Below are 2,701 nucleotides of genomic sequence, written 5' to 3'. Positions count from 1 at the left end.
GAATGTTTTGCGTTTTACGCCTATTACCCTACGAAATTGTTCATCAGATATTTTTTTTAAATGGTCTATTTTCATGACTATTCCTTTTTAAGATTAGTCATTTAATATACCTATTTTTTAGAGAATCGAAAGAGGTCTATTGAGTAAAAATGAAAGACTTTTTAACTCTACTTCAGCAACATTCTATTTCCTGTTCTTTTTCTACCTTATTAGTTGGCATTAAATACAACATAATAGATGATTCCGCAGCGACAAACTATGCGGTCCAATATTTACTTGATAACCCTCATGAAACTAACCCTAAAATTACCGAATTAGCTTGTATCAATAGAAGAACCTCTGATGTTGATATCCTACTTGCTGACGCACTAAAGGCACAATTTATAACAATTGAACCAGAAACAGATGCATGGTTTATAGAAGAACGAAAACTACGGTTCTGCTTATATTAGTTGATTTAAAAGAACACACGCAAAACAAACGTGAATTGCTTGAGAAAATTGCTGAGGTTTACGCCGACTTTAATTATCCTCCAGACATGGAAGAATTGATTTATTACATGCCTGCAAAAAATTATGATCCATCACAATATTCACAACATGAAAATGAGCAAAGACTACTTACATTATTTGATAAATTCTTAGAAAAAGAGAAAAATGATCTTAAGAAAGCTACATAAATAATATTTGAACAAAGGGTGCATCGTTTTACAGAATGCACCCTCTTTTAACTCCCAAAATTGGGGTCCCCATATGAAGAGAATCGTAATATGGGGTTTAAATCCATGGTATTTCTATATCTCTATCTTCAACTAAATAACCTTTTTCATTACTTATCCAACGTGGTATTAATTTTTTTGCATATACTAGATAGGTACAAAGACCATTTTTAGCTATCTTCTGACCATTAAAAAGAGCTGTTGGAGGAAAGGCTATGCCAATTCCATATAAGTTTTCGTCAATAATACCAGTATGTTCGTCGAATGTTACATCTGATGATCCATTAATAGAAATTTTGTTTGATTCATATCCAATTGCATACACAACTTTGGTGCACAATGGGAGCATAATTTCTCTGTTTTCAGCAGTGTTTACTACACGAATAAGGTTAGTTGGCGGATCTTGCTCAAGCACATCTTTTGCCCACATTGCAGCAACACCTTCTAATCCTGGTGCACCATAGAAATAGTCTTGTAAATAAAAATTTATTATGTGCTTAACAAAGCATTCAGATAAATTTTTTAAAACAAGTATTGCTGAATGCATGGCACCAAAAACTGCAACACAATCGGCGGCAGATAGATACTGTGTTAACTTATTTTTATCAAATGCATCATCAAGAGATATGTGCGGTATATCATAGTTGAGACGTTTTGGTTGCGCGCCAATTGCTAAGATAACTTTTTGTGCATGTATCACCCCATCAGAGCTTTCTAGGGCCCAATAATCATCGATGCGTGTAAGTGAAGTAACAGTATTTTTTATCGGTACAACCATGTTCTGCAAATAGGCGGTAAAATCCATTAAAGGATCAACAATAACATGTAATCGTTGAAATTCTTCAGCTGGATACGTATAAAGAGCATTTAAAGAAGACGAATTAATGTACTTAAAGAAAGGACAATTTTCTACATATTCTATCAAATGGTTGGTCTGCACATTACCAGGCACATCACGATAATATTTTCCCACTCTTCCAACATTAAATTCAGGATCAATCCACGTAATAGTGGAAGGTTCAACTCCTGAGTCAATTAAAACTGCAAGAGCTGTAATCCCTGCAAACCCCGCACCAACAATTGCCCAGTCATAACACTTCAACTGATTTTCAATTTCTACGCGAGTTTGCAAAGTACCCAGTTGAACTGTTAACAATGTAAGTATGATAATAGAAAATATTTTCCTCATGACTATCCATTTGTTTTCCGAAATATCATAGGTACTGTTTGTTTCAGGCTATATACAGTGGTCCTTTTGAATCAAGAACTCATAATTTTTTTTATATTTTGAATCGCTATATCAAAAATAGCAAAAGAGCCGCTATTTTGTAGCAGCTCTTTTTAATAAACCCATTGATAACATCTACTCCACCGCACACGTTTCCAATAATCAATTGGATTTTTGATCAAATCAACAATCCACCAACCTTCATTGCTATCAATTGACCATAGTCTAAAGATAATTCTTCCATGAATTTGTTCTCTCTTAACCGGCCCAAAAAAGCGACAATCTTTACTACCAAGACGATTATCACCCATTCCCCAATATTCATTTGGTCCGAGCTTCACGAAAAACACGTCTGATTTATTCCAGTTATTCCGTGATTCATCAGGTGATGTTTTACCATCACGTGAATACATTGGCGCTCCTGGAATTAATGCATCATCAATAATTGGCTTTCCTTGTGCATCACGCAGAATACGATTTTCATCAAATCTATAAAACTGCTGTTGATTATATGGCTTGCTTGAATCATATGAACGCGGCGCCATTAATTCTTGTGATAACCGCTGCATTACATACTGATCAACCATTGCTTGATCAAGCTTATACTGCCGAGACAATTGTTTAATCTCTGCTTCTATTACTTTAATTAAAACATCCTGATCTTGCGAAAGTTCACTGATCAACGGATATGTATTGATATACAGTTCATTCAATTTTTCACCATTACGATATACAACAGGCTTGCTATCTTCAAT

3 protein-coding genes are annotated in these 2,701 nt (G+C 34.6%); 1 reads left to right on the top strand and 2 read right to left on the bottom strand.

The features are described 5' to 3' along the window. Positions 1 to 409 precede the first annotated feature (409 nt). A complete protein-coding gene (locus VJJ26_03960; protein HLC07318.1) occupies positions 410 to 679 on the top strand; it encodes a DUF2247 family protein in 270 nt (89 codons plus the stop codon). Positions 680 to 776: 97 nt separating this feature from the next. Here VJJ26_03960 and VJJ26_03955 read toward each other — a convergent pair whose 3' ends face one another. Further along, the gene (locus tag VJJ26_03955; GenBank protein HLC07317.1) at positions 777 to 1,907 is read right to left on the bottom strand and encodes an FAD/NAD(P)-binding protein; all 1,131 of its coding nucleotides are present in this window, start codon (positions 1,905 to 1,907) and stop codon (positions 777 to 779) included. Positions 1,908 to 2,059: 152 nt separating this feature from the next. Continuing rightward, the coding region (locus tag VJJ26_03950) for a S26 family signal peptidase (protein HLC07316.1) at positions 2,060 to 2,701 on the bottom strand (642 nt) is incomplete at its 5' end.

The sequence above is a fragment of the Candidatus Babeliales bacterium genome (assembly GCA_035288105.1).
Lineage (GTDB): Bacteria > Babelota > Babeliae > Babelales > Vermiphilaceae > SOIL31.
Note: the sequence above shows the minus strand (reverse complement) of the source record. Positions and strands in the feature narration are given on the sequence as shown.